Annotated in this window: 20 protein-coding genes and 2 pseudogenes; 8 read left to right on the top strand and 14 right to left on the bottom strand. The window is 42.8% G+C overall.

Features of this window, described 5'->3' with window-relative positions; translation table 11 throughout:
* Positions 1–38: 38 nt before the first annotated feature.
* The 3 genes and pseudogenes from B5D77_RS27635 to B5D77_RS04835 all read right to left on the bottom strand — a co-directional run.
* A pseudogene (locus B5D77_RS27635) lies at positions 39–173 on the bottom strand (restriction endonuclease subunit R); the annotation flags it as partial.
* A 524-nt stretch (positions 174–697) separates the two neighbouring features.
* Positions 698–3,733 carry an N-6 DNA methylase gene (locus B5D77_RS04840; protein WP_106908382.1) on the bottom strand — a complete coding sequence of 1,012 codons (3,036 nt, stop codon included), beginning with the start codon at positions 3,731–3,733 and terminating at the stop codon, positions 698–700.
* Between the two features lie 423 nt (positions 3,734–4,156).
* On the bottom strand, positions 4,157–4,591 hold the full coding sequence (locus tag B5D77_RS04835) for a peroxiredoxin (RefSeq protein ID WP_106908381.1): 435 nt from the start codon (positions 4,589–4,591) through the stop codon (positions 4,157–4,159).
* Between the two features lie 300 nt (positions 4,592–4,891).
* Here B5D77_RS04835 and B5D77_RS04830 point away from each other — a divergent pair, with 300 nt between their 5' ends.
* From B5D77_RS04830 to pta, 3 genes are all read left to right on the top strand, one after another.
* Entirely contained in the window at positions 4,892–6,688 is a 1,797-nt protein-coding gene (locus tag B5D77_RS04830) for an N-acetylmuramoyl-L-alanine amidase (protein ID WP_106908380.1), read from the top strand.
* Entirely contained in the window at positions 6,652–6,936 is a 285-nt protein-coding gene (locus B5D77_RS25725; protein ID WP_149978263.1) for a hypothetical protein, read from the top strand. The genes B5D77_RS04830 and B5D77_RS25725 overlap by 37 nt, the downstream gene beginning before the upstream one ends.
* A gap of 215 nt (positions 6,937–7,151) precedes the next feature.
* Entirely contained in the window at positions 7,152–9,248 is a 2,097-nt protein-coding gene (pta, locus tag B5D77_RS04825) for a phosphate acetyltransferase (RefSeq protein WP_106908379.1), read from the top strand.
* Here the strand turns inward: pta and B5D77_RS04820 are convergent.
* Genes B5D77_RS04820 through B5D77_RS04805 form a run of 4 tightly spaced genes read right to left on the bottom strand, consistent with a single transcriptional unit; the run spans position 9,230 to position 10,203 of the window.
* A complete protein-coding gene (locus B5D77_RS04820) occupies positions 9,230–9,436 on the bottom strand; it encodes a PIN domain-containing protein (RefSeq protein ID WP_198285282.1) in 207 nt (68 codons plus the stop codon). The two genes, pta and B5D77_RS04820, sit on opposite strands and share 19 nt — an antisense overlap.
* Positions 9,436–9,678, bottom strand: a complete 243-nt coding sequence (locus B5D77_RS04815; protein ID WP_002792732.1) for a DUF2281 domain-containing protein — start codon at positions 9,676–9,678, stop codon at positions 9,436–9,438. Before B5D77_RS04815 ends, B5D77_RS04820 begins: the two co-directional genes overlap by 1 nt.
* Positions 9,679–9,710: 32 nt before the next feature.
* Positions 9,711–9,980 carry a type II toxin-antitoxin system RelE/ParE family toxin gene (locus B5D77_RS04810; RefSeq protein WP_039899589.1) on the bottom strand — a complete coding sequence of 90 codons (270 nt, stop codon included), beginning with the start codon at positions 9,978–9,980 and terminating at the stop codon, positions 9,711–9,713.
* Between the two features lie 7 nt (positions 9,981–9,987).
* Positions 9,988–10,203, bottom strand: a complete 216-nt coding sequence (locus B5D77_RS04805) for a hypothetical protein (RefSeq protein ID WP_106908378.1) — start codon at positions 10,201–10,203, stop codon at positions 9,988–9,990.
* 205 nt (positions 10,204–10,408) lie between these two features.
* Here B5D77_RS04805 and B5D77_RS04800 point away from each other — a divergent pair, with 205 nt between their 5' ends.
* From B5D77_RS04800 to B5D77_RS04780, 5 genes are all read left to right on the top strand, one after another.
* Positions 10,409–12,277, top strand: a complete 1,869-nt coding sequence (locus tag B5D77_RS04800) for a sodium:proton antiporter (protein WP_106908377.1) — start codon at positions 10,409–10,411, stop codon at positions 12,275–12,277.
* A 108-nt stretch (positions 12,278–12,385) separates the two neighbouring features.
* Positions 12,386–12,640, top strand: a complete 255-nt coding sequence (locus tag B5D77_RS04795; protein ID WP_002761850.1) for a hypothetical protein — start codon at positions 12,386–12,388, stop codon at positions 12,638–12,640.
* Positions 12,633–12,935, top strand: coding sequence for a DUF3181 family protein (locus B5D77_RS04790; RefSeq protein ID WP_002761852.1), 303 nt, complete (start codon positions 12,633–12,635; stop codon positions 12,933–12,935). Before B5D77_RS04795 ends, B5D77_RS04790 begins: the two co-directional genes overlap by 8 nt.
* A 321-nt stretch (positions 12,936–13,256) precedes the next feature.
* Positions 13,257–14,342, top strand: a complete 1,086-nt coding sequence (ald, locus tag B5D77_RS04785) for an alanine dehydrogenase (protein ID WP_008198294.1) — start codon at positions 13,257–13,259, stop codon at positions 14,340–14,342.
* A gap of 40 nt (positions 14,343–14,382) precedes the next feature.
* Complete coding sequence (locus B5D77_RS04780) at positions 14,383–15,162, top strand: HNH endonuclease (protein WP_106908376.1); 780 nt, start codon at positions 14,383–14,385, stop codon at positions 15,160–15,162.
* Positions 15,163–15,284: 122 nt separating this feature from the next.
* Here the strand turns inward: B5D77_RS04780 and B5D77_RS04775 are convergent.
* The 7 genes and pseudogenes from B5D77_RS04775 to B5D77_RS04740 all read right to left on the bottom strand — a co-directional run bounded on the left by B5D77_RS04775 (position 15,285) and on the right by B5D77_RS04740 (position 24,574).
* Positions 15,285–15,626: pseudogene (locus tag B5D77_RS04775) on the bottom strand (XisI protein).
* Between the two features lie 125 nt (positions 15,627–15,751).
* Positions 15,752–22,438 carry an ELWxxDGT repeat protein gene (locus tag B5D77_RS04765; RefSeq protein ID WP_106908375.1) on the bottom strand — a complete coding sequence of 2,229 codons (6,687 nt, stop codon included), beginning with the start codon at positions 22,436–22,438 and terminating at the stop codon, positions 15,752–15,754.
* Positions 22,439–22,663: 225 nt separating this feature from the next.
* The gene (locus B5D77_RS27960; protein WP_106909954.1) at positions 22,664–23,143 is read right to left on the bottom strand and encodes a hypothetical protein; all 480 of its coding nucleotides are present in this window, start codon (positions 23,141–23,143) and stop codon (positions 22,664–22,666) included.
* A 36-nt stretch (positions 23,144–23,179) separates the two neighbouring features.
* Positions 23,180–23,416, bottom strand: coding sequence for a hypothetical protein (locus tag B5D77_RS27955; RefSeq protein WP_106908374.1), 237 nt, complete (start codon positions 23,414–23,416; stop codon positions 23,180–23,182).
* 21 nt (positions 23,417–23,437) lie between these two features.
* Positions 23,438–23,956: a hypothetical protein gene (locus B5D77_RS04750; protein ID WP_106909953.1), complete on the bottom strand. Its 519-nt coding sequence runs from the start codon at positions 23,954–23,956 to the stop codon at positions 23,438–23,440.
* A 36-nt stretch (positions 23,957–23,992) separates the two neighbouring features.
* Positions 23,993–24,229 carry a hypothetical protein gene (locus B5D77_RS27950; protein WP_008205433.1) on the bottom strand — a complete coding sequence of 79 codons (237 nt, stop codon included), beginning with the start codon at positions 24,227–24,229 and terminating at the stop codon, positions 23,993–23,995.
* A 54-nt stretch (positions 24,230–24,283) separates the two neighbouring features.
* Positions 24,284–24,574, bottom strand: coding sequence for a DUF4347 domain-containing protein (locus tag B5D77_RS04740; protein WP_173915180.1), 291 nt, complete (start codon positions 24,572–24,574; stop codon positions 24,284–24,286).
* Positions 24,575–24,629: the final 55 nt, after the last annotated feature.

Here is a 24,629-nt window from a genome sequence, read left to right as displayed (position 1 = left end):
TCAAACCCTAAGAGATTATAGCTTGTTTGAGTCCTAATTTATGTCTCTAAAATTAGCTGACCCATTGCCTTGAGAATTTGGAGCAGATTAATTGCTGATTCAGGATACATTAAATTAACTTCTGGCATTATTTGATAAGTGGGGTTAGTTTCTTGTCTGAGATAGACGAACATAGGGGTAGGTAGGCGTTAAAAATTATCAGATGCCCCCCTCTGTCCTTTAGTCACATCTTTCTTAACATTTCAAACCTTTGTGGCACAAGGCTTTCAAGACTCGGTTAACAATTTGTAATATTCCTTGTTGACACCCTTACTGACAAAGAAAAAACTGAAATCAAGTCAGGATAAGGGTTGGAGTGCTTACTGCAAAAATTGTTAAGAAAGATCCCTATAAGGGATAGGGGGGATCGAACCTCAAATCCATTTTTAATTTAATTATAACCAGCTACTTATATTGTAAGCCATTAGTCGCTAATCACCAAACTTAGGGTTGTCTTTCTAAGCTATTGTAAGCATAAGTCAGTAATTGAGGTAATCCCTGACGGAATTCGATCTTTAAATAACCAGATTTAGTATTATTTTTAGTGGTTGTTTAAGGGTTTCTTTTATGAAGTTTGCATAATTTTTCCCTATTAAATTTGAATATTTAAGGTTTGGAGTTGTTGATTGATCTAATCAGTAACCTTGGTGGCATCGGTTTAAATCACTTTTTTAGCAAGTAAAAGTTCTTTTACTAATTTTTCCAACTCTTTCCCTTGGCTACTATTTCTTATATATTGTCTAATATCTTGACGAATATTAGCAAAATAAACATCTCTCAATTCAAGTTGAGAAATATCTTTTTCTAGGGTTTGACCAATTTGTGAGATTTTAAGATGCAATTGATCTTGAGGATTAAATTTAGGGATGTTAAGTTTCCAGACGTGCTTATGTATGTCTCTTTCATCCTTTCCATAGGACATTAAAGGACGAGTTTCTAAAGTTGTAATCTCTGCATTTAAGATTGCACATAAATAATAGGATTCTTCTAGTCCTTCAGTCGTTGCCCAATACAGTTTACTATCAATAATAGCTTGTCTATTGGATAATCTAGCCGCACAAATGTGCATTCCAGAGGTTGCATATAAAATTCTTTCTTTTGGTATGGAAAACTGCTGAGTCAGCTTGCCCATATAATCAATTTGTTCAAGTAAGGATAAGCGAGTGCTACTAGATTTGTTTGCTGTCCATATTTCTTCTGCTTTGCGCCACCAAGCACATAAGCCGGGATACAGATCAATTAATTCAGATTCTCCGTCCATTAAGACTTTTCCATTCCAGGGAATAATTGCTAATTCGGGTTCTTGACAACGAAAAGGTAAAATAGATGCTCCTGTATATAAAGGTCTGATAAAATCACTTTCAATTGTTCCTTCTAAAGTAGGAAGATCTTTCCAGGGTTTTTTCTCATTAGCAGATCTTTTTGACTGAACTAACTTACGTCCAGAAGCTAAACCTAACGGACTAGATATTTTTTCTTCAACAGTTAAAAGCACTTTCGGAACTATTGTAGCTCCCTGTGAAAATTGGGAATAATAGGGAGAAATTTTATTTTCTGAGCCTATTTTTATTTCTTCTTTAGGGAATTTAAGTGATTTTTTAATCACGCTCCACGATGATTTAGGTTCGTTGATTTTTCCTGTCCAATATTCAGCAATCAAAGGCATTTTTACAGGTTTTTGAGATCTCTTACCAAAAATAACCGATGCACCTCTAGGAAAAAAATGGGGTCTTAGTCTTCGTAAATCCCAAGATTCTGCAAATTCAACGTATGTTGTTGCTCCTTTCCCTAGGCAATAATTCCCCTCTCGAAATCCTCCAAAATATTCTCTATCCGTTACTGAATTAGGCATCACAAAAGCAAACTTGCCACCTTCACCCAAATAAGTTTCAATAGTTTTAGCGACAAACAATGCTGAAAGATCTTGATGTGTGGCATTCTTTGCCCCATGCCAAAGTGAGCGCTCTTCACTCATTTCCTTAAATGATTGTTGCATCTCTTTAGGCATATTCCGATAAGAAAGCCAGGGCGGATTTCCAATTAGAATATCAACCCGATTTTGCGGTAAACTCAACCAAACAGGACGGACCAAATTACGCACATAATAGCTCCAAATATGATCCCGTCCGCTTTCATGGAGTTCACACATAACGGAAAATGTACTTTTAATCGTCTCATGAAACTTTTCAGGGATAGCTAATCGCCGAAATACCCCCGTTAAAGAAGGTATCGGTTTACTGTAATCTTTTTGAGTAGCTTTATCTGCTAATTCTTTTACAAGCTCATCAAAACTATGGGAACTTTTTAGAAGCTCATGGGGAAAACGTAACTCCGATTTAAATAACTGTCCTTCACTATCCGTTTCAATAATGACGTGATCTCTTGACCATAGATCATATTGCTTTTGTCGCCATTGCATAGAATCAGCCAAATAAACAGGAATATTAATTTCCCCTCTGCTTGGATTAGTCAAATTATCACGACCAATTGCCAAAAGATAAGTTACACGAGCTAACGTCACTGCGACTGGATGAATATCAAAGCCAATAACATTCCTTGCCAAAGTTTCAAGAGATTCACGCAGAGACAATTTCTCCTGCGCTGCTTTTTTAAAAAGATTTTTAACCGCATGAAACAAGAAAGTTCCAGAACCGCAAGACGGATCTAAAACACGCTTATTTAAGGGGTCTTTAATTGTTTTTTCAACAATAGCCTCCGCCAGCCAGTCTGGTGTGTAATACTCTCCTAATTGTTTTCTTAATTCCTGAGCAATGATTGATTCATATAAGACTTTCATAATGTCATAGGCCACTTCCCCCCAATTAAAACGAGAAATTTTACGAGCTAATGAACGAATAAAAATATCACCTTCCTCAACTTCTATCACCCAATCAAAAAAGTCGCTTTCAATTACGCCATAAATACCGCTAATCTCAAACTGAGAACCTGATAAAAGAGAAGCGGGCGATAAATCATTAACATTTAGACCTAAAACAGCATGAGCAATAATTTCAGATACATTCACCAGTAAGGTATGCTCAACGAATAATTCATCACTATCTTTGAATTGACTACCTAACGCTGTCGTCAAAAGTTTCGCCCATAATAGACGCTTCATTTTTACTGTAGGAAGCTCTTTGTTTTCCTCATACAAACTTAATAAAGTTGCATGATTAATGGCATAGGAAGAGCTTTCTACACCCAGCTTATTATTAATTTCTTCTGGAGTAGGAATAACGCCTTGCTTTGTTGCCAAAACACCATCTAACCAAGCAATTAATTTATCGGCATCGGGATTATTTGCATTTACTAAATGTTTAGAGACTTCAACAAAATCCTTTGATGGTTTGAGATGAAAACAGCGCCATTCCAAACCATCCGATAAAATACCAATATAGTTTTGTCCCGTTTGCTGCGTCCGAACTGCGACATAGCCCGATAATTGCTCTATCGCATCAGCGAGAATTTTCGCTTTCCGTAAATCTTTTTTGACTTCAATGACTACCGATCCTACTTCAACATCAATTCTACGGCGATCACCCAATTGAGATTCAAGTTTTACATCAAGATCTTCATCATCGAGATCTAGTGAAGCTTGAAGTAATAAATCCCTGATGCCAGCTTGTATATCGGCTTCAGTGCGCTTGGCTTCTCTATTGGCTAAGTTTTTGACAATTTCAATAACATTTGACATTTTAGTAAAAGCAAAAAATTAGATCGTAAGCCTTAAAAATATATTAATTTTTGATGACAAGGTAATCATTTCCCCACAAGATAAGTAGGTAGATGTTAAAAACCGTCAAATACCGTCCTTGTCAAGGGTGGATTAAGGAGAGCAGGGGGAGATGGAAGGCAAAATTTATCTTCTATTTAATTAGAACCACTTACTTAGAACACCCTTAATTATACTAGCCTTTTCACTTAAAACCGGGGAATATAATTAAAAAGATGACGCATGACCACAAACTCCCAACAAATAACCCTGACGCTCCACCGTCCTCACCTGAGCTTGTCAACCCTTTTTAGACGAAAGACTCACCACCAACTGCGGAAAGGGGAGATAAACATTGGGTGTATTAGGTTCCCCTAACACACCCAGAAAAGATTTTAGGAAAAACTAACCGACCACACAGAGAATATCCGATGCGTGACTAGCGGTATTCACTTTGTCATCCACATGGCTAATTTTGCCTTCTGCATCGATGATATAGGTGACGCGCTTAGAATAGCCACCACCATCGACATCATAAGCTTTGGTGATAGCACCATCGGTATCTACGAGCAATTGGAAGGGTAAACTGTATTTTTCTTTAAATTGTGCATGGGAACCCTGGTCATCCCTGCTCACCCCGAAGACTACTATTTCCTTGTCTTGGTATTGTTCGTAGTTATCCCGGAAGCTTTGCGCTTGCTTGGTGCAGCCGGGGGTATCATCTTTGGGATAGAAGTATAAAACTACGACTTTACCTTGAAAATTCGACAGGGAAACGGTTTTTCCAGTATCGTCGGTGGTGGTAAAGTTCGGTGCGATTGTTCCAACGGTTAAAGCCATAACTCCGATTCCTTTACAAAAGTTAATCTATATTGATCATAAGGGATGAGGGTCAAAAACAGGGTGTGGGAATTATGAATTATGAATTATGAATTATGAATTATGAATTATGAATTAGGGTGATGGGGTGATGGGGTGGTCACTGCGTGCGCGTTGCGGGGGGTGATGGGGAAGTGGGGGTTCGAGCATTTGTACTACTATTTTCCACAGGCAGTTTAAATGCAGTACAACTGAGAAGACCAACAACAAACCTCTAGAATTTGTCCTAGGATAATATTTGTCAGCTAAGAGGGTTATAATATGGGGCTATTCTGGTTAAAGGTGAGAACTTTTGGGCAAAATATCTTAATCGGTTTAGTTTTAGTGCTATTAATTGGTTTTTATCACAGCATCAGCGCTAAATCTGCTTCATTAATGATTGTTTATCCTCCCGATAATCATCAAACCACGGCATCGAGAATCTTTTTTATTGGTTCTGCTCCTCCATCGGGTCAAGTTTTGCTTAATAATCAACCGATTCAACGCAGTGCTAAAGGATATTTTGCCCCTAGTTTTCCCCTAGAAGTTGGCGAAAATAATTTCACTATTCGCTATCAAAACCAAACTATTAATCGTCAAATAATTCGTCTAGATACTCAAGCAATTATTCCTCAAGGATTAGCTTTTGCTGATAACTCTCTCAGTCCTTCTGTCAATAAGACGAGGTTAGTGGGGGAATGGATTTGTTTTAGTGCGATTGCCACTCCCCAAGCTCAGGTTTCTGTGCAGTTAGGAGATAAAATCTTACCTCTTTTACCCCAACCTCAAACCACAAAACTGCCTAGTAATGCCGCAGTTTTAACTAATCTTAATCAAGCGAATTCCGAGGATAAAACTGGTTACTATCGAGGTTGTCAACAGTTTAAGCAAGAGGCTAACTTAGGAAAACCTATTTTTACAGCACAATTAAATAATCGCTCGATTAGTCAACAAGGTCAAGGAGAAATTAACATTATTAGCGATCAAAATTTACCAGTGATTGAAATTATAGCAGCCCAAGGGGTAGCACGCACGGGGCCGGGTAGTGATTATTCCCGTTTAACTCCTTTACCCCAAGGTACGAAAGCGAGAGTCACTGGGAAAGAAGGGGATTGGTTACGGTTAGATTATGGTGGTTGGATTTTAGAGCGAGAAACCCGTTTAATAGTCAATGAGGTATTGGATAATGCTAATATTCGCGGTCTCTCTTCTCGCAGTATCAATCAAGCAACGGAAATTATTTTTCCCCTCTCCCATCCTGTACCCATCGCCGTGAGACAAGAGGATGATAAATTTATTTTGACGCTTTATAATACCATTGCCCAAACCGATACAATTTTTCTGGTGGATAATCCTTTTGTCAGACGTTTAGATTGGCGACAAATTAACCCGACTACGATAGAATACACTTTTAATCTTAATCAAAAACAACAGTGGGGTTATAGTCTTCATTACCAGGAGACAAATTTAATCTTAACCCTGCGTCATCCCCCAGAAAAAAGAGCTAATTTACAGGGCAAAGTTATTTTATTAGATCCCGGACACGGAGGTAAAGAAACTGGTGCTGTCGGTCCGACGGGTTACACAGAAAAAGAGATTAATTTGGTTATGTCTAAATTAATTAAACGGGAGTTAGAAAAATTGGGGGCAACAGTTTATTTAACCAGAGAAACGGACATTGATTTATCCCTACCGGCACGGGTAGAGATGATTAATAATCTACAACCAACCCTAGCACTATCGGTTCACTATAATGCTTTACCCGATGATGGAGATGCCTTAAATACTCAAGGAATTGGCATATTTTGGTATCATCCCCAGGCAGCGGATTTATCGGTTTTTCTCCACGATTATTTAACCAAAAATCTTAACCGTCCTTCCTATGGAGTATTTTGGAATAATTTAGCTTTAACTCGTCCCTATAGTAGTCCTTCTTTGTTATTAGAGTTAGGATTTATGAGTAATCCTCAAGAATTTGAATGGATTACCGATACTCAGGCACAAAAACAATTAGCGCAAGTTTTAGCCGCCGGAATTAGCCAATGGTTTCAACAATCTGGGGTAATTGCTTCCAGTTAAAATTTAATAGCAATCGGAGGGAGATAAGCTTAAATCTTTATGAAAAAACAAGCCCTAAATGTAAAGCTGGTGATAGGATTTTCTGGAGTCTTTATTTTAATCCGAGGAAATTAAATCAAGTTCATGAAAAAAATGTTACCAGTGAACAGCCATCGGACAAAATAACTGCTAGATTACAAGGTATATTCCATCACTCTCTAGCAGATATTCAAACAGCGATCGCTCTGGGACAAAAATCTCTGGATTAGCCAACAAATAAAGATAGTTTACTGAAAATTTGCCAACAGTTCACACCCTTATAGACAACTTGATCGCTGCCCCCCTTATTAAGGGGGGATTAAGGGGGGATCAAAACCACCTTATTAAGGGGGGATCAAGGGGGGATTAAGGGGGTATCAATCGCTCACCTCAAGGTTGGGGTAGCCCAATTAAATCCCACTCCTGTTATTATTCTGCTCTACCCATGACTAACTCTTTATATATCAGCACGACGGCAACGGGAAGCGGTAAAGCGTTAGTAGCTTTAGGAATTATTGACTTAATTCTCCGCAAAACTAATAAAGTTGCTTTTTTCCAGCCAATTGTTCTCGACTGTTCCCAAGGTCATCGGGACGAAGACATTGACTTAATCCTCAATTATTTTAAATTAGAACAAACCTACGAAGAGGCATTCGGTTTATGTTACGACGAAGTGAAGGATTTATTGGTACACCAAAAATTTGATGAAATCATCGAAAGAATTATCAAAAAGTTTAAAAACTTAGAAAAAAAATATGATTTTATCCTCTGTGAAGGTTCCGATTATCTGCAAGAAAATTCCGCCTTTGAATTTGAACTAAATACAGAAATCGCCAAAAATCTCGGCCATCCCATCTTAATATTAGGTAATGCTCACCAGCGCAGTATCGAAGATGCCCTTAGTCCGATCCTGATTTCCTGCGACACCTACCAAGATAAAGGTTGTACGGTGATCGGAATTATTATCAATCAAGCTGAAGAGGAAAAAATAGAGGAATTACGGAAAAGCCTAACTAAAATTTTTCCCCCCCAAGAATATGCCCTAGGAGTGATTCCCCATAATACTAAACTTAGCAGCCCGCGAGTATCAGAAATCGCCCAACAATTACAGGCAAAAGTTCTCTACGGACAGCACAGATTAGATAGTTTAGCTAGTAACTTTCTGGTGGTGGCCATGCAGATGCAAAATGCCCTAGAGCGGTTAAAAGAAGATAGTTTAATTATCACCCCTTGGGATCGCGGCGATGTGATTATCGGGATGTTACAGGCCCATCAATCGGCCAATTATCCCCAATTAGCCGGTATAGTTTTAACAGCAGGTCATAACCTCAATCCTTCGATCGCCCGTTTAATTGAAGGTTTGCCAGATCCCTTACCGATTCTCTCCGTCACCACCGATACCTACACCACGGCCGAACGCGTCCACAATGTGCGAACCACCCTGACCTCGACGGACTACGATAAAATTAACCTCAGTCTGCAGCTTTTTCACAGTAACATCAATCTTGATCGCCTAGAAGCGCAAATTCGCACTTTGCGGACCCAGGGGATTACCCCGAAGATGTTCACCTATAATCTCGTACAACAGGCCAAAGCGCAAAAACGTCACATCGTTTTGGCCGAAGGAACCGAACCGCGCATCCTCCAGGCGGCCACAGTTTTAATCGAACAGGATATCGTCGATTTAACCCTCTTGGGACAACCAGACGAGATTGCAATGGTGATTAAAAAACATGGTATCACTCTCGATCTCGATCGCCTGCAAATTATTGACCCCGTGGCTAGTCCCCATTTTGAAAGCTATGTGCAGACCCTCTACGAAGCGAGAAAAGCCAAGGGAATGAATCTCGACATGGCCCGGGATTATGCACAGGATGTCTCCTATTTTGGCACTTTAATGGTGTATCAGGGCGATGCTGATGGTATGGTATCGGGGGCAGTGCATACCACTCAACACACGATTCGGCCTGCACTCCAGATTATCAAAACTAAGCCCGATTGTGCGATCGTCTCCTCGGTCTTTTTTATGTGTCTAGAGGATCGAGTCTTGGTTTATGGGGATTGTGCGGTTAATCCTGACCCCAGTGCCGAGGAATTAGCCGAAATCGCCCTATCTTCTGCCGAAACCGCCCAAAAATTCGGAATTGAACCGCGAATCGCCCTGCTTTCCTATTCTTCGGGTCAATCGGGCCAGGGAGAAGACGTGGAAAAAGTACGACAAGCGACCAAAATCGCTAGGGAAAAACGCCCCGATTTGAAGCTAGAAGGCCCAATTCAGTACGATGCGGCCGTGGATAGGGAAGTAGCCGCCCAAAAAATGCCGGGGTCAGAGGTAGCGGGCCAAGCAACGGTGTTTATTTTTCCTGACCTGAATACAGGGAATAATACTTATAAAGCCGTGCAGCGGGAAACAAAAGCTTTAGCGATTGGTCCAATCCTACAGGGATTAAAAAAACCCGTCAATGATCTCAGTCGCGGTTGTACCGTTCCCGATATTATCAATACGGTGGTAATCACAGCCATTCAATCCCAATCTTTTTGAGTTATAGTTATTTCAGAACAGAGAGAGAGTTTACCAATTTTTACCTTGATCGATATTTCCCAAAAACTAGCAATACTTACAAAAACATTATCGGTATTTTCAAGACTATCTCGCAGCGAAACAGGCAAAATTGGGTCATCCTCAGCTAACCAGATAAAGACATGAGTATCTATTAAAGCACTCCTCATTACCTATAGTCCTCAAAGTCTTCTAAGGGAGCATCAAAGTCATTAGCTAAAGGTAAAACGAAAGTTCCTTTTATTGAACCAGCTAAAGTTCTTTTAACAGTTACAGATTCTTTTGCTGCTTGTTTATTTTCTTCTGTTTGGTCAGACTTAGTGAGCAAATATTCGGCATAATGTAAAAGTTCAGTTTTGAGAGCATCGGGCATATTCTCAACTATATTCTTAAGGGCTGAATCTATACTCATAATGGCTCACTTTTAGTTAAATTAATGAATATTTAGGGAAAGTAGCGATAAAATTCACGTCGGTGTAGGAGCCGCATTACCTCAATGTTATCATCAACAACGGCTATTCCTAATCGATATTCACCAAGCCGTATTCGGTAGCGATTGGTAGCTCCCTTCATTGGCTTGACATTACCAATATCCTGCAATGATTTGGCATTGGGTAAATCTCTAAAAGCAAGCTGTAAAATTTGCTCATAAACAGGCTGGTTTTTCAATGCCTTCAAATCTTTGAGAAATCTTTTTCGATATTGAACCTTCAAGGTAAATCTATTCCTCCAAATAAGCCAGTGCCTCTTCGATATCTAATAGTGGACTCTGCTGTGCCTCATCCATCGCTTGGTTAAGGCAGTAGTCTTCTATTGCTTCGGTGAACTCTTCACAAGACATATCTTCTTGGGGAAATACTTGTCTCCATAGTTCAATCGGAATAACAACGGCTTTGGTTTGTCCGTTTTGGTCAGTTAGGTATTCTATTGAAAGCATAGACAAGACTTGTCAAGTTTGATAAGTCTATGATATAGCACTACGCGATTACATTAGAAAACGGGTTTCTTTGAGAAACCCGTTTTCTGGAGCTTGTTATGCTTATTTCCTCCCGACCGGGCCGAAGCGGGAATCAAAACTATAATTAGAATGATTAAACCCCAACCATAACCCCGCCTCGATAGCCGATAACCGATCGCTAAACATGGATCCATCTTTCGCCCTTACCCTGCAAATCGTCATCACTGTGGTGGCGGGGATTACAGCCCAAGTCATTGCCGAATACCTGAAAGTTCCCAGTATTGTCTTCCTGCTCATTTTTGGGATTGCTTTGGGGTCCGATGGTTGGGAAATTTTACACCCCCAAAGTCTGGGAATTGGCTTAGAAGTCCTTGTTGCCCTCTCTGTGGCGATTATCCTATTTGAAGGCGGTTTAAGCTTAAGCGGACGGGAATTAGGGCGAGTTTCTGGCAGTTTACGCAATCTTGTCACCCTCGGTACTTCCATCACTCTCATCGGTGGCGGTATGGCAGCCCACTGGTTGGGGGAATTTCCCTGGCCGATCGCTTTTCTTTACGCTTCTTTAGTGGTGGTAACTGGTCCGACAGTGATCGGGCCTTTGCTGAAGCAAATCGCCGTAGATCGGCGAGTAGCGACGCTTTTGGAAGGGGAAGGGGTATTAATCGACCCTGTGGGCGCAATTTTAGCCGTAGTGGTGCTAAATACGATTATTGATAGTCATGCCCGCCCCATGGCAATTATCACCGGTTTAACCCTGCGTTTAGGCATCGGGGCGGCGATCGGCATTGTCGGCGGGGGATTGTTAAGTTTTATTATAAAAACTTGCAATTTTTTGACTTTTGAGTTAAAGAATCTCGTGGTTTTAGCGGGAGTCTGGGGGTTATTTGGTTTATCACAATTTAGTCGCAGTGAATCGGGATTAATGGCGGTGGTAATGGCGGGAATTGTGCTAAAAGCGGCGGCAGTTCCCGATGAGCGGTTATTAAGGCGTTTTAAAGGTCAATTAACCACTCTTTGCGTGTCGGTACTGTTTATTTTACTAGCGGCGGATCTTTCGATCGCCAGTGTCATCGCTTTGGGTTGGGGCAGCGTCCTGACGGTGTTAGTCTTGATGCTGGTGGTACGTCCCCTGAGTGTGGCTCTGTGTACCCTAAAAAGTGACCTAAATTGGCGACATAAGTTATTTATCGCTTGGGTTGCCCCTAGGGGAATCGTTTCCGCCTCTGTAGCTTCTTTATTTGCCATTTTACTCACCCGTGCCGGTATTAATGGCGGTGAAGCGATCAAAGCTTTAGTCTTTTTAACAATTTTAATGACCGTTTTTATTCAGGGATTAACGGCGCGTTGGGTGGCAAAAGGGCTAAAAATCACTTCTTCTGCGGCAACAGGGGCAGTAATCGTCGGTTGTAATCCCCTAGGTCGCTTAATCGGCTGTTTATTCCAAGAACAAGGGGAAAACGTGGTTTTAATCGATACGGATGCCAGGGCCTGTCAGCAAGCAAAAGAAGAGGGTTTGACGGTGCTGCAGAGTAGCGCACTTGATACAAAAATACTGCAAGAAGCGGGAATCGAATCCATGGGAACTTTTCTGGTTTTGACTAATAATAGCGAGGTTAATCTGGTTTTAGCCCAAAGAGCCAGCGAGGAATTTCATCCTCCCCGGTTGTTGGCTGCCTTTGCGGGAACCCCCAACCCAGATAAAAATAAGGTTAATCAGGTTTTTCTCCCTAGTTTTTCGGTCAAGGAATGGAATCAGTATTTAGACGATAATCAGATTAAATTGGGTAAAACTATCTTTAAGGCCGATGATTTGAGCGAACAACAGACCAGATTAACTAAATTAATCGAAAATGGCGAACTGCTGCCCCTACTATTGCGTCGTGATAATTCCCTACAGGTAGTCACAGAAAGGGAAGAATGGCGCACGGGAGACGAATTAATCTATATTCTGCGCGATTTACGCCCACAACTCCTTAAACGTCTTTCCGGCACTGTCAGAACCCGTTTATCTTTAGAAATCTTACCCGAAGTGGAAATTGCCACCAGTAGATAAGTAATAGGACAAAATTAACTTCTTGGTGAGGATAGGCACTCTGGCAACTTAACTTAGCTAAAAAAAACGGTACACTGATAACTGATAATTGATAACTGATCACTGCTTATGCCTCCCCGTTGGCCCCGTCAACCCGACCGCAAAAACGATCCCGCTTTCCGACGTTTAGATGATCGCATGAATTTTGCCGTTCATGTGGCTGGTTTTTTAGCGATTAATTCAGGGTTGTGGTTCTTTCATATCATTAAATTCTCCGATTGGACTTGGTTAAATCTGTTCACGGGAATTTGGGCTATTCTATTGGTGGGACATTTGATTTATATAGCGGCGATCGCTAACTACTCGGTAACATCCCATGGCTAATACAACTCAGGACATCGAAAATCTGGCGGCCCAAATCGGCGACAATATCTACATTGACGTGGCTAAATGGCATCTCTATCTCCGGGAAGCACATTTACACAGCGTCGTTGCCGAAAAAGTCTTCCCTTTGCTCGAAAACGACAGTTTAAGCGAGAATGCAGTCATGTCTATCCTGCGGGAGATAAAAGTCACCCTCGGAGGTGGTCATCTGCAAGTTTCTCTAGCGGATTTGTTACCCAGCAAATGTCAGATAGATTTAATCGATTTGCTGGAAGAATACCAAAAAAGTCGCTAAAATTCCCCAATAGTATGCCTGATAACTCGCAACTATAGGGTTGGCTGAATAAATCTAAAAACATTGTTCGATAAGTACTGGCCATTGGAGTGATCCGGGGGAAAATTCAGGGACTTTTCCCCTGAAAATGGCTAAAACCCTACACCCCACCTGCCCCCCCGATGTCGGGGGGGTTGGGGGGGCCACTTCCCCACTTCCCCACTTCCCCACACCCCACTTCCCCACTTCCCCACTTCCCCACACCCCACACCCCACACCCTACCCCCACCGAAAAACTTTTTCAGCATACCCTAGTTAGAAATAGTCCCCCAGAAGCAAACCATGGAAATAGGTGTTCCCAAAGAGATTAAAGATCAGGAGTTTCGCGTCGGTTTGAGTCCTAGTAGTGTGCGTGTACTCAATGATCGCGGTCACAGGGTATTTGTGGAAACGGCCGCCGGATTGGGTGCCGGATTCAGCGATGAGGATTACCAAAAAGCTGGGGCCAAAATTGTGGAAAAAGCAGCCCAAGTTTGGGATAAACCGCTAATTGTCAAGGTCAAAGAGCCGCTTAAGGCAGAATACGGCTTTTTAAATAAAGAAGCTCTCCTATTCACCTATTTACACCTAGCGGCCGAGCGCTATTTAACGGAAGCATTAATCGAGTCGGGAACAACTGCGATCGCCTATGAAACGGTCGAGCTTGCCGATGGTCGTTTGCCTCTCTTAACTCCCATGAGTGTTATTGCCGGTCGTCTTTCGGTACAATTTGGGGCCCGCTATCTGGAAAAACAACAGGGAGGTAGGGGAGTTTTACTGGGGGGTTTCCCCGGGGTGAGTCCTGGAAAAGTGGTTATCCTTGGCGGTGGTGTGGTGGGTACGGAAGCGGCCAGAATTGCCATCGGTATGGGGGCAAAAGTAACTATTTTAGATATTAACGTCGAGCGCTTGGCCTATTTAGAGACTTTATTCGGTTCCAGGGTAGAATTGCTTTACAGTAGCCCGGCACAATTAGAAAATGTGGTTCCTAAGGCCGATTTATTGATTGGGGCAGTGCTAGTCTTAGGAAAACGAGCGCCGACTCTAGTTTCTCGCTCTTTAGTCGCCAAAATGAACCCTGGTTCTGTAATTGTCGATGTGGCAGTGGACCAAGGCGGCTGCGTGGAAACCCTGCGGGCCACTTCCCACAGTCAACCGACTTACCTGGAGTCGGGAGTAGTACATTATGGAGTGCCTAATATGCCAGGAGCAGTCCCCTGGACGGCAACCCAAGCTTTAAATAATAGTACCCTACCCTACGTTATTAAATTAGCCGACCATGGGGTAAAAGCCTTGGATCAAGATGTTTCCCTCGCTAAGGGGTTAAATGTCGCCAATCATCGGTTAATTCATCCAGCAGTGCGCGAAGTTTTTCCCGATTTGATTTGAGCAGTAATTTCAGGGCTGATCGTGGTATTTTCTAGGGGTTATGACTAAGAATTTATGGACAAGGGATGAGCTGCTGATCGCTCTCAATTTATACTATAAATTTCCCTATGGACAATTCCACACCAATAATCCTGTTATTATCGAAGTCGCTGAAAAGTTACAGCGAACACCATCGGCCCTGGTGATGAAATTATGTAATTTTGGTTCTCTCGATCCCAGGCATCAATTGCGAGGAGTACAGGGGTTAAAAGGTATCAGTAAAGCTGATCGGCAAATCTGGCAAGAGTTCGAGGATAACTGGACAGAATTAGCCCTAGAAAGTGAGGAAAAATTACAGGTTCTTTTAGGAGTTATCAACGAACAGCAAGAGGATTTTACTAGACATGATTTTTCGGAAAATATCAAAACAGAAAACGAGGCAATCAGAAAAGTTAGAATCGGACAAAACTTTTTTAGAAAGACAATTTTAGCCCTATATAACTATCGTTGCTGTATTACAGGAAATCCCATTCCTCTGTTACTAACAGCTAGTCATATATTACCCTGGAGTCAATTTCCCGAACAGCGTTTAAACCCTCATAATGGCCTGTGCCTAGCTCGTACTCATGATACTGCTTTCGATCGAGGTTTAATTAGTTTCGATGAGGATTTAAGATTAATTATTGGCCATGAGATCGAAAAAAAGGCTCAGGATCAAGGTAGCGAGACGTTAGAACTAAATTTTATCAACTATCGCGGTAAAACTTTAAATGTTCCCGATCGCTTCTCACCGGATTTGGATTTTTTAAACTATCATCGCTATCATATATTTCAGGGCTAAAAGTACGATAAGGTAAATTAAATTCTCAATTGCATTACTTTGTTTATAATTGAGTTTGTCTAAAACATTTTTGCAATTTCAGCTTGTGTATAAAGTTTGCTGTATAGATTCAACATTTTTGGTCACGAAGCCACAGCAAATCCCGTATATTTGCGTACTTTAGGATAACGAAAACCCAGAACTATATCTTCTTTGGGAATACCTGCTTCCATCAAATCAGTCGCTATGCCTTCCTCCGTTTCATCACATTGAATCCAGACTTTATCGACAACCAAGCTAAGGTGAATTGGTGTTGCATGGAGATACTTATTACCACTTCAACCGAAATCTAAAACTAGATAATGTCCTCGTTCATCATCAAATATAACCTGAGAAGTGTAGCCATCAGGTAAGGTAGCACGATAGTTAGCATGATTCTGGAGAACAGTCTTAATAATATCTTGATATTTTAATCGGGTATCCATTGCACGATTACCTCACTTTCATCATCAAAGACAATTAGTTTCACAATCTGGTTCTTTAGCAATACCTGCCCTAATTCTATACTAAAAACACTGTTAAAAGGGGAGAATTAATCCCCCCCATCAATTTAGACAAAGAAACTATTGACTGGAATAGTGCCGAGCGCTGGTAAAGTACCCGTTAACCCGGTCAGATTAATCACCAAATCATTAGTACTTTGGAAACCCGCCGTACCGTCGTTGATAATTAGGTAAGTAGAAGAACTATTGTCCCGTACTAAAACAGCACTGTTAATTCCGAGAGCTTGATTTCCGGCTGTTGCCCCATCAGCATCGGTAAAGACGTTAGTAACAATAGTGTTAATATTGGTCGTGGTGCTATCTGTTGCCCGGGTAAAAGCGACCGGGGCATTAATTGCCGCACCAGCTTGACTAAGCAGGTCAATTTTATCAGTATTGATGGCAAAATCCATAATTTGATCGCTTGCTGCTATGGTAGATTGGCCAAATTGGAAAATGAAGATGTCTGTCCCCGTCCCACCGGTTAAAGTATCGGTTCCAGCAGCACCATTGAGGGTATCGTTACCAGCGCCACCCACTAGAATATCATTACCTAAGCCACCAACTAGACTACTTGGGGAGGGATTACCAATCTGATTATCACCGTTAAAGTCTTGTTGGAAGTTGGTTTCTTGGGTAAAAGCTTCCAGGGAGTTTAATCCCCACCCTCCAGTGGAAGATTGCCAATTCCAATTGCTATCTAAATTCCATATATATAGAAGGTTTGGTGTGGTATTTCTCAAGAGGACTTGATTGACTCCATTAACGGTTTCTGCGGCTAAGATTTGCCAACCAGGGTAGGTATTTGTGGTAACCTGAGTGGCACGAACTTTAAGGGTGATGGGGTTATTATTGCCAATTTGAGCATAGAGTTTATTAGTCGCGTCTTGGACTAATTTGGTGTTACCGAAAGCTTCGATTGGGGTGACAATGGTAGCGGGGACATTCGTGATAGTTCCCGTGGCTGCGTTGGGAGTACCTACGGTATAACCTGTCCCAGAAGCAAGAGTTAAAGCAACAGTTTCATCACTTTCTACTGTTGTGTCAGCAGTGGGGTCAACGGTTACGGTAGCAGTCGCTGAATTAGCAGCAAAGGTGACGCTGGTGGGAATAGAAGCGTAATCGGTTCCATTAGTAGCTGTTCCCCCAACTGTATAGTTAGCGGTTAAGGCGCTGGTAGTAGAACCGGTACGAGTGAAGGTATAGATGAGATTAGCTGTCCCGTCTTCTGTCACGCTTGCGGGAGAGACAGTAAGCGTAATACTGGGAAGGGTGGTGGAGGGATTACCAATCTGATTATCACCGTTAAAGTCTTGTTGGAAGTTGGTTTCTTGGGTAAAAGCTTCCAGGGAGTTTAATCCCCACCCTCCCTGGGAAGATTGCCAATTCCAATTGCTATCTAAATTCCATATATATAGAAGGTTTTGTGATGTATTCCTCAAGAGGACTTGGTTAATTCCATCAACGGTTTCTGCGGCTAAGATTTGCCAACCAGGGTAGGTATTTGTGGTAATCTGAGTGGCACCATTTTTGATGACAGTGGGGTTATTATTGCCAATTTGAGCATAGAGTTTATTAGTCGCGTCTTGGACTAATTTGGTGTTACCAAAGGCTTCAATTGGGGTGACACTGGTATCATCATTTTGGATAGTGCCAATAGCGGTAGCGGTGGTAATAGTAGCGCCGTTGGTGGGAGTGGAGAGGGTGACGGTAAAGTTTTCGTCCGGTTCTACCGTTGTATCCCCCTGAACGTTAACAGTAATTACTTTTGAGGTTTCTCCCGGGGCAAAACTCACGGTTCCTGACGGTAACACGGACCCGACAAAATCAGTGGCATTGGCAGGATTGGTTCCGCTGCCGGTAACTGCCCAGTTAACGTTATTGGTTCCCGTGGTATTAACTGAACGAGTGACGGTGAAGGTAAAGGCTTTACTGCCACTGTTGCCCTCGGTTTGACTGGCACTGGTAGCGGCAATGGCGAGGGTGGGAACTGCTAAATCATCATTTTCAATGGTTCCCGTGGCAGTAGCGGTGGTGATAGTAGCGCCGTTGGTGGCATTGGAGAGGGTGACGGTAAAGTTTTCGTTCGGTTCTACCGTTGTATCTCCCTGAACGTCAACAGTAATTACTTTTGAGGTTTCCCCGGCGGCAAAACTCACGGTTCCTGACGGTAACACGGACCCGACAAAATCAGTGGCATTGGCAGGATTGGTTCCAGTGCCGGTAACTGCCCAACTGACGTTATTGGTTCCCGTGGTATTAACTGAACGAGTGACGGTGAAGGTGAAGGCTTTACTGCCACTGTTGCCCTCGGTTTGACTGGCACTGGTGGCGGCAATGGCGAGGGTGGGAACTGTGGGACCCCCCACATTTAAAGCCCACAATTCCTGACCGTTAACGCCGTTATTGGCAGTGAAGAACAAAGTATTGCCCACTACCTTCAGACTGCTGGGGCCGTAGCCAGAGGCACCGGGGATGATGTCGGCCACCAGAACCGTACCGGCCGCCGTGCCGTCGCTTTTCCATAATTCAGTACCGTTCACGTCGTCATCGGCAGTGAAGTACAGGGTGTTGCCCACCGCCGTCAGATTGCCGGGGGAGCGGATGTCGGCCACCGCAACTGTACCGGCTACCGTGCCGTCGCTCTTCCATAATTTATGTTGCAAACCGTTGTTATAGGCAGTGAAGAACAGGGTATTGCCCACTGCCGTCATATTGTCGAACAAGGCACTGGGAGCAGCAAAGTTGTCACTGACCAGAACCGTACCGGCCGCCGTGCCGTCGCTTTTCCATAATTCCGTCGAGCCGATATTGAAGAACAGGGTACTGCCCACTGCCGTCAGATTGCGGGGGTAGGAGCTAGAGGAACCGGGGAGGATATCTTTGACCAAAACTGTACCGGCCTCCGTGCCGTCGCTCTTCCATAATTCTTGACTGTTAAAGCCGCCAAAACCGTCACGAGCGGCAAAGAACAGGGTATTGCCCACTACCGTTAGATTGTAGGGGGAGGAGCTTAAGCCACCGGGGCTGATATCTTTGACCCGAACCGTACCGGCCGCCGTGCCGTCGCTCTTCCATAATTCCTGGTCAAAATTGTCATTAGCAGTGAAGAACAGGGTATTGCCCACCGCCGTCAGATTGTCGGGGTTGGAGGAACCCCAGGGGACACCACCGCCTGGCCAGATATCTTTGACCAGAACCGTACTGGCCGCCGTGCCGTCGCTCTTCCATAATTCAAAGCCGTTAACCCCGTCATTGGCATTGAAGAACAGGGTGCTGCCCACTGCCGTCAGACGGCTGGGGTTGGAGCTAGAGGAACCGGGGAGGATATCTTTGACCAGAACCGTACTGGCCGCCGTGCCGTTGCTTTTCCATAATTCAGTACCGTTAAGTCCGTCACGGGCGGTAAAGAACAGGGTGTTGCCCATTGCCGTCAGAGAGTAGGGGGAGCGGATGTCGGCCACCGCAACTGTACCAGCTACCGTGCCGTCGCTCTTCCATAATTCATAACCGTTAACGTCGTCATCGGCGATGAAGTACAGGGTACTGCCCACTGCCGTCAGGTTTTTGGGGTAGGAGCTAAAGGCACCGGGACGGATATCTACTAAAAAAGGAACGGAGCCGTCGTCGTCAACAATCGTCACCGTTGCCGTAGATGGAGTGCCGAGAGTAGCTCCGTTGGTGGGATTGGAGAGGGTGACGGTAAAGTTTTCGTTCGGTTCTACCGTTGTATCTCCCTGGACGTTAACAGTAATCACTTTACTGGTTTCCCCCGCCGCAAAACTCACGGTTCCTGATGGTAACAATCCCCCAACAAAATCGGCAGCGTTGGCGGGATTGGTTCCCGTGCCGGTAACTGCCCAAGTGATGTTATTGGTTCCCGTGGTATTGCCAGAACGAGTGACGGTGAAGGTAAAGGCTTTGCTGCCACTGTTGCCCTCGGTTCGACTGCTGCTGGCGGCAGCAATGGTAAAAGCAACATCGTCATTATTAATCGTCCCCGTCACTGGAGTGGTCGTCCCTACTGTATAACCTGTCCCCGCAGCGAGGGTTAAAATGACGGTTTCATCATCTTCAACAGTTGTGTCAGCAGTGGGGTCTATTGTGACTTTAGCAGTGGTTGAATTAGCAGCGAAAGTCACTGTCCCGGTGGTAATGGTGAAAGTTGCTGCACCGCTTTGGGTGTAATCTGTACTAAATGTCGCTGTCCCCCCGACTGTATAGTTAACCGTTAAAGCATTAGTGGTTACTCCGCTACGGGTGAAGGTATAGGCCATATTAGCTGTCCCGTCTTCACTAACACTGCTGGGAGAAATAGAAAGAGTAACAGTTTGTGGACTGGTAAACTCACTCACATCAATAATCTTTAAACCACCATTATCATCAGCTAGATATGCATATTTACCGACTATTTGTGCATCATTGGCAGAGCCAGGAGTATCATAATTACCCTTGAAAGTGGGATTTGTCGGGTTGCTGATGTCGATGATTTGCAGTCCTGAATCCCTATCAGCTAGATATGCATAGTTCCCGACTATTTGTAAGTCATTAGCCTGACCAGGAGTATCATAATTACCCTTAAAGGTGGGGTTTGCCGGGTTGCTGATGTCGATGATTTGCAGTCCTGAATCCCTATCAGCTAGATAGACATAGTTACCGACTACTTGAACACCATAAGCCAAGCCAGAAGTATCATAATTACCCTTGAGAGTAGGGTTAGTGGGGTTGCTGATGTCGATGATTTGCAGTCCTGAAGTATCATCAGCTACATAAGCATAGTTACCGACTACTTCTACATCCCGAGCATAGCCAGAAGTATTATAATTACCCTTGAAAGTAGGATTTGTCGGGTTGCTGATGTCGATGATTTGTAGTCCTGAATCCCAGTCAGCGACATAAGCATAGTTACCGACTATTTGTACATCCCAAGCACTGCTAGGAGTATCATAATTACCCTTGAAAGTAGGATTTGTCGGGTTGCTAATGTCGATAATTTGCAGTCCTGACCAAGAATCAGCGAGATAGGCATAGTTACCGACTACTTGCACATCCAAAGCATAGCCAGAAGTATCATAATTACCCTTAAAGATGGGATTTGTCGGGTTGCTGATGTCGATGATTTGCAGTCCTGAACCCCAATCAGCTAGATAGGCATAGTTACCGACTATTTGTACACCCTCAGCATATCCAAAAGTATCATAATTGCCCTTGAAAGTGGGGGTTGATGGGTTGCTGATGTTGATGATTTGCAGTCCTGACCAAGAATCAGCTACATAAGCATAGTTACCGACTATTTGTACATCCTCAGCACCGCCAGAAGTATCATAATTACCCTTGAGAGTGGGGTTTGTTGGGTTGCTGATGTCGATTATTTGCAGTCCTGAATTCCAATCAGCTACATAAGCATAGTTACCGACTACTTGAACACCCTCAGCACTGCCAGGAGTATCATAATTACCCTTAAAGGTCGGGTTTGTCGGGTTGCTGATGTCGATGATTTGCAGTCCTGAAGTATCATCAGCTACATAAGCATAGTTACCGACTACTTCTACATCCCGAGCATAGCCAGAAGTATTATAATTACCCTTGAAAGTAGGATTTGTCGGGTTGCTGATGTCGATGATTTGTAGTCCTGAATCCCAGTCAGCGACATAAGCATAGTTACCGACTATTTGTACATCCCAAGCGCTGCTAGGAGTATCATAATTACCCTTGAGAGTGGGGTTGGTCGGGTTGCTAATGTCGATGATTTGCAGTCCTGACCAAGAATCAGCGAGATAGGCATAGTTACCGACTACTTGTACACCTAAAGCAGTGCCAGAAGTATCATAATTACCCTTGAGAGTGGGAGTTGTAGGGTTGCTGATGTCGATGATTTGCAGTCCTGAATCCCAATCAGCGACATAAGCATAGTTACCGACTATTTGTACATCAAAAGCAAAGCCAGAAGTATTATCATAATTCCCCTTGAAAATCGGGTTACTGGGATTACTAATATCAATAATCTCCAGAGTGTCCCCCACAGCATAAGCATAGTTACCGACTATTGTTACCGCATTGGCATTGCTTAATCTATCCCATACTCCTACTAATGTGAGGGCAAATACTCCGGGATAGGTGTTGAGTATATCTGGCTGAAAAACCCCAGATGTCTGCAAATCCGACAAATCTGAGGTTTCAACAAAGGTTTTATTCTCTCCCTTTGTCGCGGGGAAACTCACCTCTAACTCCCAACTTCCTCCCAAGGCTGCATTTCCTACCCGTCCGCTGGAAGCTGCTATTTTTGCCCCAGTAATTTGGGACAATTTATTAATAAACTCTGTCCCGGCATCTCCCGCCGCGACCTGACAACCGTACAGTAGGATATGATTAATCTTTGCCCAATTCTGTAACTGTTGGCGGTAATCGTAAATATTTGTTAAATTAAGTTGACAATTCCCTAAATATAAGCACCCTGGCGCACCATGGGAAACAAGGTGAATGGTGGTAATCTGGGGATTTTGTTGTAAAAAAGCGGTGATTTGTTCGATTCCGTCTTGATTGGGAGAGAGAATAACCGTGGCGACTTCTGGAATTACTCCAGCTTGGAGACTTTGATAATCGGTAACACCAGCATCGAGGAAAACTACAGTAGCGGTTAAACGCTGATTTCTCGCACTATTCACCTGATTAGCTTGACTCAAGCCATCAGATTGAGCGAAATTGAACAAAACATCGTCAACAGCAGGAAAGCTCGGCAAAAGGGTAGAAGTCATGACGTTAACCGCAAAGGTTTATTGCTAACAGTTTTAGCCTAACAATGGCCAATTTTTCAAGACTTCCATAACATAAATTAACATTTATACAAGAAACGGGTTTCTCAAAGACAAGAAACCGGGTTTCTCAAAGAAACCCGGTTTCTAAATAGGTTCTCAAAGAAACCCGGTTTCTAAATACCAAAGAAACCCGTTTTCTCATGGTTTCTCGCAGAAACCCGTTTTCTAGATATTGATTTTTGCCAAAGACTGCTTAAATTCTGCGAGAGAATTAGCGGTAGCTGCTAATTTAACAATCTCTTGTAATGTAGATAGTACCGAAACTTTATTCAGGTATTGTTCCACATCTAAAGCAACTTCACCTAAGCGAGCTTGCAAAACTGTTTTGACAAAATCACGAGCATTTTCTAACGCCCCAATTTCCTTACCTATTTCCTTACCTATTTCTTTACCGCGTTCTATTCCTCGTAACTCCATATTACTCATTAAAGGCATGGTTCTTTCCTCCTCAAATTGTTTGATTTTACTTTCTAAACTTGACTGCAATTCAGGGGATAAAGTCATCATATTGTCGATGATTTCAAACAGTTTAATTATCTGTTCTCTCTCGAACTCCTTTTCATATAATCCCCTGATTAACCTCCACTTCCACTGTTCCCGTTCTGGCAGCTTCCCAGTAGTCGCTTTTGTTTTCAGGTGTGCCATCACTATTATAGCAAAAGGATTACTACTTGCTTCCAATTAGTCACTGATAACTGATAACTGGTAACTGATAACTGAATAGAGTTTGTCAGCAAAACGTTTTTTTGTCTTTGCTGAAGCGGTAATACGTTTCAGTTCTTTTTCTAGAGATTCGGGAATTTTTGTCCAATCAATTAATTGGTGAACTTCGGGAAAAAAGAAGCTTAAAAACGCTTCAAAATACTCGCTTAATGCTTCTTTCCAGGGTTCATCATAATTGGCGGTTGTTGGGTTCATTGGAGAAGAAAATTACTGAGACTATTGTTCTAAAAGTTGATGCAACTCATCAAAAGAATTAACGGTTAATGCCGATTTCAGTAACTCGTCTAAAATCGATAATACAGAAATTTTATCAACAGCTTGCTCAATTTCTATTGGAATGTCACCCAATCGCGTTTTCAGCACCGTTTTAATATAGTTACGAGCCTTTTCTAACGCTCCAATTTCCTTACCAATTTCCTTACCGATTTCCTTACCAATTTCCTTACCAATTTCCTTACCAATTTCCTTACCTATTTCTTTACCGCGTTCTATTCCTCGTAACTCCATATTACTCATTAAAGGCATGGTTCTTTCCTCCTCAAATTGTTTGATTTTACTTTCTAAACTTGACTGCAATTCAGGGGATAAAGTCATCATATTGTCGATGATTTCAAACAGTTTAATTATCTGTTCTCTCTCGAACTCCTTTTCATATAATCCCCTGATTAACCTCCACTTCCACTGTTCCCGTTCTGGCAGCTTCCCAGTAGTCGCTTTTGTTTTCAGGTGTGCCATCACTATTATAGCAAAGGGATTGCTACTTGCTTCCAATTAGTCACTGATAACTGATAACTGGTAACTGATAACTGAATAGAGTTTGTCAGCGAAACGTTTTTTTGTCTTTGCTGAAGCGGTAATCCGTTTCAGTTCTTTTTCTAGGGATTCGGGAGTTTTTGTCCAATCAATTAATTGGTGAACTTCGGGAAAAAAGAAGTATAAAAACGCTTCAAAATACTCGGTTAATGCTTCTTTCCAGGGTTCATCATAATTGGCGGTTGTTGGGTTCATTTGAGTTGTTTGCTTACTCGTAGGCTGTGAAGCGCGATAGCGTAACGCACCAATTTAATAATAGAGGTGAATGGTGGTAATCTGGGGATTTTGTGGTAAAAAAGCGGATATTTGTTCGATTCCGTCTTGATTGGGAGTGAGAATAACGGTGGCGACTTCTGGAATTACCCCAGCTTGGAGACTTTGATAATCGGTAACACCAGCATCGAGGAAAACTGCGGTAGCGGTTAAACGCTGATTTCTCGCACTATTCACCTGATTAGCTTGACTCAAGCCATCAGATTGAGCGAAATTGAATAAAATATCGTCAATAGCAGGAAGAATCGGCAACAGGGGAGAAGTCATGACATTGACCGCAAAGGATGACTGCGGCTATTCTATGCAAACAATCGCCAATTTT

The sequence above is a fragment of the Microcystis sp. MC19 genome (genome assembly GCF_003019735.1).
Taxonomy (GTDB): domain Bacteria; phylum Cyanobacteriota; class Cyanobacteriia; order Cyanobacteriales; family Microcystaceae; genus Microcystis.
Note: the sequence above shows the minus strand (reverse complement) of the source record. Positions and strands in the feature narration are given on the sequence as shown.